We start from the raw sequence: 6686 nt of genomic DNA on the forward strand, positions 1-6686 counted from the left end.
GCAAGAGTGCCCAGCACGACGGGCGACACCCCGAGCTCGCGGGCCCGGCGCTCGAACTCCTCGCGGTAGGGCCGGTAGTCGAAGAGCGTCTCCCCTCCACCGAACACGAGCGCCGTGCCCGGAGCGAGGAGGGCGTGCGCCTCGAGCAGGTCGATGCTGCCCTTCCGCGGCTCGATGCCGCCGAGGGCGAGCACGTACGGGCCGAGCCGGGCGCGCCACGCCAGCGCCGCGTCGCTCCCGGCCGCCGCCGCGAACCGCGCCGCGTCCACGCCGTTCGGGATCACCTCCGCCCGCCGTCCCCAGCCGGCCGCCACGTCGTCGGCCACCGCCTGCGACACGCAGACGAGCGCCGCCGGGGCGACCAGGGCGCGCTCGTGGCACGCGACGAGCGCCGGGGTCGTGAACTCGTCGAGGTGGTGCACCGTGCGCAGCAGTCCGCCCGGCCCCGCGAATCCGGCGTCCAGTGCGGCGTTGGCCGAGATGCAGTCCTGCGCGTGCACGACGTCGGCCTCACCGCCGAGCGCCGCGGCCATCGCGGCGAGCGAGCGGACGATGCGGTCGCCGACGCTCTCGTCGTCGCGGGCCGCGAACGGCACGACCCGCACCCGCACCGCCGGAGCGACCGGCCGGAAGAACGCCTCGTCGCCCCCGCGCCCGAGCGTCCACACCGTCACCTCGTGACCGCGGGCGGCGAGCGCCTCGGCGAGGGCCAGGGTGTGCACGACTCCCCCGCGCGGCCGGGTCGAGTACGTCAGCAGCGCGATCCGCACCACGTCAGCCCTCGTCGGCCGTCGGCGCGAGCCGCACACCGGAGTGGTAGCTGTGCTCCGCCCGGTCGCGGAGGTGGTCCATGCTGCGTCGGGCGCGGGCGACGGAGGCGGCGACGTCGTCCGTCGCCGTCGCAAGCCCGCCCTTCGCCCAGGTCTTCGCCACGATCTCGCCCGCCGGATCGACGACCTTCGCCTGGCCGAGGAACCGCAGCCCGCCCAGCACCCCGGTCTGGTTCGAGGACACCAGGTACACCTGGTTCTCGGCCGCCCGGGCGCAGTCGTAGAGGTCGAACAGATGCGCCTGCCGGTCGTTGCGGATGCGGTCGGAGCGGTCGGTGACGCTGGCGGGCCACGCGCTCAGGCAGCAGAGGATCTCGGCCCCGTCCAGCGCGAGCGAGCGCGCCGACTCCGGGAACGTCTTGTCGAAGTCGATCATCATGCCGATCCGCCCGACCGGGCTGTCGAAGGCGCCGAAGCGGTCGCCCGGGGCGTACACCTGCGACTCCCCCAGCGGCAGGTGGACCTTCCTGTGCGTGCCGATGACCTCACCGCCCTGCACGCAGACGGCGGAGTTGTAGCGCCGGGCCTCCCCTCCCTCGAGGGCCCGCTCGGCGATGCCGAAGCAGACGGTCATGTCCCCGGCCATCTCGGCGACCGCCGCCACCTCCGGTCCGTCCACCTCGACCGCCTCCGGCAGATCGTCGGGACCGGGGTGGTGCAGGTCGAGCAGGTAGCCGCCCAGCGTCGCGTCGGGGAGCACGAGCAGGTCGATCCCGCGCTCGCGAGCGCTGGCGATCATCCCGGGCAGCTTGACGAGGGTCCGCTCGAGGTCGCGGCCGAAGTGCGCCGCGACGGCGGCCATGGTGATCGTCGTCATGGTCCTCTTCCCGGCGACCGGCCCCGCGACCGGTGGGCGTCACCGTACCGCGGTGCTCTCGAGCCGGTCCAGTCGGCGTGCGGAGCGCAGCTGCTCCGCGACGTGGCCCGCGTCGCGGGCGATCGCCTCGAAGCGTCCGGAGCCCCAGGTGTGCAGCCAGGGCAGGCCCAGGAAGAAGAGCCCGGGCACGGCGGTCGCCCCCCGGCGGTGAGTCGGATGCCCCGCGCCGTCGAAGACGCCGACCTGCACCCAGGAGTAGTCGGAGCGGAACCCGACCGCCCAGATCACGCTGGTGATGCCGCTCGCCGCGAGGTCGACCTCCTCGATCTCGCGCTCCGGCCGCCACACGGGGACGTACCGCGCCTCGGTCGGCGCCGCCACTCCCGAGCGCTCGATGTAGGCGTCGATGTCGTTCTTGATCGACTCCGCCACCGAGTCCGCGTAGTCCAGCGACGCCTCCGCCGTCGGCGCGAAGCGCAGCACCCCGCCGTCGACCTTCTGCAGCCGACCGTAGAGGTGCATGCCGTCGCGGGCGAAGGCGCGGAGGTCGATGTCGCGGCCGCCGTCCCGCCCGGTCACGTAGTGGTTGGTCGACTCCCGCTTCGAGAGGCCGCCGACCTGCGCGTGCACGGGCACGTCGTAGACGCCCATGTCCGCGAGCCAGGCGACGCAGTCGCGCCCGCGGTAGAAGCGGGCGACCCGCGGAGCCGTGCCGAGCGCCAGGTGCACCTCGCGGCCCTCGAGGAACAGGTCCTCCGCGATCTGCGCGCCCGACTGGCCGGAGCCGACGACGAGCACGCCGCCCTCGGGCAGATCGGCCGCCGAGCGGTAGTCGGCCGAGTGCAGCTGCACGACGGAGTCCGGGATCCGCTGCGCCACGGCCGGCAGCACCGGGCGGTGGTACCCGCCGGTCGCCACCACGACGCGGTCGGCCGTGATCGTGCCGCGCGAGGTGACGACCTCGAAGCCGCCGCCCTCGCGCTCGCGCATCCGCAGCACCTCGGTGCCCTCGGCCACCGGCGCGTCGAACGACTCGGCGTAGCGGCGGACCCACGCGTGGACCTCGTTGCGCGTCATGAACCCGTCGGGGTCGTCGCCGTCGTACGGGTAGCCGGGCAGACGGCACTGCCAGTTCGGGGTGACCAGGGTGAAGTTGCTCCAGCGCCGGTCGAGCCAGTCGTGCGCGATCGTGTCGCGCTCGATGACCAGGTGGTCGATCCCGTCGTCGGTGAGGTGCCGGCTGATCGAGAGACCGGCCTGGCCTGCTCCGATCACCGCGACCTCGACGTGCCGGCCGTTCTCGAGCACCGTCACGAGGGCACCGCCGGCGGATCCATGGCCAGCACGCGGACGCGTCCGCCGTCGAAGCGGGCGGCCGCGGCGACGATGTCCGCCTCCTGCTGCATCGCCGAGGTGCAGGCGAAGCCGAACTTCGCGCGGACGCGGTCGCTCGCGATCCGCAGGGCCTCGCTCGAGCGGCCGACGAAGTCCTCGAGCGCGTAGCTCTCACCCGCCGCGAGGAAGTCGTGCATCACCAGGCTCGGCGAGTAGCAGCGCTCCTCGACGCCGTCGGGCCAGCGGACGGAGAAGGTCATCTCAGGCATGGACGAGCCCTCCGCTCCAGACCCGGTCGATGTCGTAGGCGTCGGGGCGGCGGTCGCGCAGGTGGAACATCCCGCCGCGCATCGCCTCGAAGGTGCCCTGCACGTCGATCTCGGCGACGGCTATGCCGGAGCCCAGCAGCGTCGTCGCCAGGATGTTGCCGCCCGGGTCCACGACCTTCGCGTTGCCGACGTAGCGCAGCGACCCGAACGTGCCCGACTGGTTCGACGCCATCCAGAAGACCTGGTTGTCGAGCGCCCGGGCGATGTCGAACTGGTTGAACCGGTAGGTCCAGCGGTCCTCCTGCAGGTTCTCGGCCGTCGCCGTGCGCGCGGCGGGCCACGCCGAGAGCGAGGCGATGATCTCGGCGCCGTCGAGCGCCATCGAGCGCGCCGCCTCCGGGAACGCCTTGTCGTAGCAGATCTGCAGGCCGACGCGGCCGACCGGGGTGTCGTGCACCGCGTAGCCGGGACCCGGCGAGTACGACATGTGCTCGCCCAGCGGCTGGTGCACCTTGCGGTAGCTCCCGTAGATCCGCCCGCCGTCCAGCAGCGCGGCCGCGTTGTACCGGGTCTCGCCGTCCTCGTCGAGCTCGCAGAAGCCGATCGCGACGAGCAGGTCGCCCGCGATCTCCTGCACCCGCCGCAGCTCCGGCCCGTCGAGCGAGATCGCCGGCGGCAGGGAGCGCGTGGTGGTGCGGAGGGTGTCGCCGTGGTTCCCGAGAGAGGAGAGGTAGCCGCCGATCGCGGCCTCGGGCAGCGCGAGGAACTCGACGCGCTTCTCCCTCGCCTCGTCGACGAGCGCCTGGATGAGCGCGTAGTTCTGGTCGAGGTCGCGGGTGAAGTTGGCCGCGACGGATCCGACGACGGTCATCGCGGGCGCCTAGAGGTTGTAGGTGGAGTTGATGATGGCGCCCTTGCGGGCGTAGTGGATGACGGCGTCCTGCACGTCGAGCGGGTGGCACGGGATCGTGCCCTCGATCAGGTCCTCCTCGCGGAGTCCGTGCAGCGCCATGCCGAAGCGGCAGACGAAGACGCGGTTGCCTTCGTCGATGAACGTCTTCAGCGCGTTGTTGATGTTCTGCTCCCCCGGGAACCCGGAGTCGCCGACGGTGGGGAAGCCGCGGGTGGCCATCGCGTTGATCGTGCCGGGACCGTAGAAGTAGACGGCCGACTCGAAGCCCTTCCTGGCCGCGCGGGTCGCCTGCAGGATCGCGACGAAGCTGACGGAGGACTCGTGGGCGATGCCGTGCACGAGCGTGAAGTACGACTGGCCGGGCTCGGCCTGGTAGTCGGGGAACACCTTCGTCGAGCCGTAGAGGTTGCTGCCGTTCGGGAGCGACGGGTGCGCGATCTCGGAGCGCGACTTCTCGATGTTGGCGGTGATCTGGTCTTCGATGTCGGACACGGGAACCTCCGGGGTTCGTCGAGGGACTGCGCCGAGGGGCGCAGGTGCGAGGGGAGCAACGACTGCGCCTCAGCGCGGTGCGATGGTGCAGTGAGCAGGAGAGCCGGTGATGCGGTCGTGCTGTGATGCGGGTGTCGCTCGGGGCGGATCCGGACGAGCGGAGCGACGGGGCCGGGTCGTCGAGGACGCCTCCCGGTACCGATCAGTCAAGGCCGCTCCTGTTTCCGTGTGGTTTCGAGCGGAAGAAGCCTGCGTTACACGACAGCCGTCGCGGATGTAACACGATCGCGTTCCCGATGTCATCGTTCGGAAACACCCGGCGCCTCTAATGGGTGCTCACGGCGACGGACGTCCGCGCCGCGCACCGCTCGACTCGATGCACCGAGGAGCCCCATGACCGATCTGCAGACGCCCCGCCTGCGCACCGCCTCGCACTCCGTCCCGTCCGACTCCGCCGACTCGTCCTGCGGAGCGACTCCGCTGCGCACCCGCGTCGACATCGCCCTGCAGGGCATCCGCGTCGACGCCCCCGTGCACCGCGAGGCCGGAGCCGGCCCGAGTGACGACGGCCACGTCGTGCTCGGCGGACTCGGCGCCGCGATCCCCGTGAATCCGCGCAGCCCCTACTCCGTCACCAACGGCCGCCTGCTGCTCGACGGTGCCGACATCGGCTTGGACGTCGAGCCGGTGAAGCGCCCGCGCTTCTACGACCTCTCGACCGCCGACGGCGTCCCGTACGAGAAGATCGCCCGGCTGCACGGCCGGAACATCCTCGCCACCACCGTCGTGCAGACCTGCATGCGCTACGACGAGGCCGAGCGGTGCCGGTTCTGCGCCATCGAGGCGTCCCTGAAGAACGACTCGACCATCGCGGTGAAGACCCCCGCGCAGCTCGCCGAGGTCGCCGAGGCGGCCGCCCGGCTCGACGGCATCCGCCAGATGGTGATGACGACCGGCACGTCCAAGGGCCGCGACCGGGGCGCCCGTCACCTCGCCCGCTGCGTCCGCGCCGTGCTCGAGGCGGTGCCCGGGCTGCCGATCCAGGTGCAGTGCGAGCCGCCCGAGGATCTCGCGGCACTGCAGGAGCTCAAGGACGCCGGCGCCCTCTCGATCGGCATCCACATCGAATCGATGGACGACGACATCCGCCGCCGCTGGACCCCCGGAAAGGCGCGGGTCTCGACCGAGAAGTACAAGGAGGCCTGGGCCGAGGCCGTGCGGATCTTCGGCCGCAACCAGGTCTCGACCTACCTCCTCGTCGGCCTCGGCGAGGACCCGGACCAGCTGGTCGCGAGCGCGGGCGAGCTGATCGACATGGGCGTGTACCCGTTCGTCGTCCCGTTCCGACCCCTGAAGGGCACGCTCGCGACGGAGGTGGACCACGTCCTGCCGCCCGCCGGCTCGCTCCTCGAGAGAGTCAGCGAGCAGGTGGCCGCGCTCCTGATCGCCGCCGGCATGCTGTCGTCGGGCCAGAAGGCGGGCTGCGCCGCCTGCGGTGCGTGCGGCGTGCTGAAGACCGCCGGCGCCTGATGGAGCTGTCGATCCTCGAGGGCGTGCGGAGGACCGCTCCGAGCGCCCCGCCGTCGATCGGGGTCGCCGACCCGGCCGAGACCCGCGCCTACCGGGCCCTGCGCCGCGCGGTGTTCGTCGAGGAGCAGCAGCTCTTCGACTCCGACGACCGCGACGCCCTCGACGACGACCCCCGCACCGTTGTGCTCGTCGCCCGCCTCGGCGGCGAGGTCGTCGGCGGAGTACGCCTCGCGCCCGCGCTCGAGCAGGACCTCGGCTGGTGGACCGGCAGCCGTCTCGTGGTCCGCCGCGACGCCCGCGGGGCGGCCGGACTGGGCGCGGCCCTCGTGCGCGCCGCGTGCGCCGAGGCGGAGTCGCGCGGGGTGATCCGGTTCGAGGCGACCGTGCAGCGGCAGAACGAGGTCCTCTTCCGCCGCCTCGGCTGGGACCGCCTCGGCACCGCCGACGTCGCGGGCCTCGCCCCACCGTGCGGATGCGCTGGCCGATCGACCGCTTCGACC

Annotated in this window: 7 protein-coding genes and 1 pseudogene; 2 read left to right on the forward strand and 6 right to left on the reverse strand. The window is 72.5% G+C overall.

What is annotated here, in order from left to right; translation table 11 throughout:
• Nucleotides 1-20: 20 nt before the first annotated feature.
• The 6 genes and pseudogenes from B0T42_RS22650 to B0T42_RS07170 all read right to left on the reverse strand — a co-directional run.
• Nucleotides 21-809 (reverse strand): annotated as a pseudogene (locus B0T42_RS22650) (MSMEG_0565 family glycosyltransferase); the annotation flags it as partial.
• Complete coding sequence (locus tag B0T42_RS07150) at nucleotides 775-1647, reverse strand: carbon-nitrogen hydrolase family protein (protein WP_077222544.1); 873 nt, start codon at nucleotides 1645-1647, stop codon at nucleotides 775-777. The gene B0T42_RS07150 and the pseudogene B0T42_RS22650, both read right to left, overlap by 35 nt.
• Nucleotides 1648-1686: 39 nt before the next feature.
• Nucleotides 1687-2961 (reverse strand): MSMEG_0569 family flavin-dependent oxidoreductase, encoded by a 1275-nt coding sequence (locus B0T42_RS07155; protein WP_201788500.1) that lies wholly within the window; start codon nucleotides 2959-2961, stop codon nucleotides 1687-1689.
• Nucleotides 2958-3251, reverse strand: coding sequence for an MSMEG_0570 family nitrogen starvation response protein (locus tag B0T42_RS07160; RefSeq protein WP_077222545.1), 294 nt, complete (start codon nucleotides 3249-3251; stop codon nucleotides 2958-2960). The genes B0T42_RS07155 and B0T42_RS07160 overlap by 4 nt, the downstream gene beginning before the upstream one ends.
• Nucleotides 3244-4122: a carbon-nitrogen hydrolase family protein gene (locus tag B0T42_RS07165; RefSeq protein WP_077222546.1), complete on the reverse strand. Its 879-nt coding sequence runs from the start codon at nucleotides 4120-4122 to the stop codon at nucleotides 3244-3246. The genes B0T42_RS07160 and B0T42_RS07165 overlap by 8 nt, the downstream gene beginning before the upstream one ends.
• 9 nt (nucleotides 4123-4131) lie before the next feature.
• Nucleotides 4132-4656, reverse strand: coding sequence for an MSMEG_0572/Sll0783 family nitrogen starvation response protein (locus B0T42_RS07170; RefSeq protein WP_055793533.1), 525 nt, complete (start codon nucleotides 4654-4656; stop codon nucleotides 4132-4134).
• A gap of 393 nt (nucleotides 4657-5049) precedes the next feature.
• Between B0T42_RS07170 and B0T42_RS07175 the strand changes: the two genes are divergently transcribed.
• Together B0T42_RS07175 and B0T42_RS07180 are read left to right on the forward strand one after the other, a co-directional pair.
• Nucleotides 5050-6186, forward strand: a complete 1137-nt coding sequence (locus B0T42_RS07175) for an MSMEG_0568 family radical SAM protein (protein WP_077222547.1) — start codon at nucleotides 5050-5052, stop codon at nucleotides 6184-6186.
• Nucleotides 6186-6686 (forward strand): MSMEG_0567/Sll0786 family nitrogen starvation N-acetyltransferase (locus B0T42_RS07180; RefSeq protein ID WP_139344438.1); only part of this gene is annotated, 501 nt, incomplete at its 3' end. The genes B0T42_RS07175 and B0T42_RS07180, both read left to right, overlap by 1 nt.

Source organism: Rathayibacter rhapontici (assembly GCF_001995175.1).
Classification (GTDB): domain Bacteria; phylum Actinomycetota; class Actinomycetes; order Actinomycetales; family Microbacteriaceae; genus Rathayibacter.

Excerpts from the sequence above, each read along its gene's own strand:
- B0T42_RS07150 (WP_077222544.1), bottom strand. The coding sequence starts at position 1,647 with ATGACGACGATCACCATGGCCGCCGTCGCGGCGCACTTCGGCCGCGAC.
- B0T42_RS07160 (WP_077222545.1), bottom strand. The coding sequence starts at position 3,251 with ATGCCTGAGATGACCTTCTCCGTCCGCTGGCCCGACGGCGTCGAGGAG.
- B0T42_RS07165 (WP_077222546.1), bottom strand. The coding sequence starts at position 4,122 with ATGACCGTCGTCGGATCCGTCGCGGCCAACTTCACCCGCGACCTCGAC.
- B0T42_RS07175 (WP_077222547.1), top strand. The coding sequence starts at position 5,050 with ATGACCGATCTGCAGACGCCCCGCCTGCGCACCGCCTCGCACTCCGTC.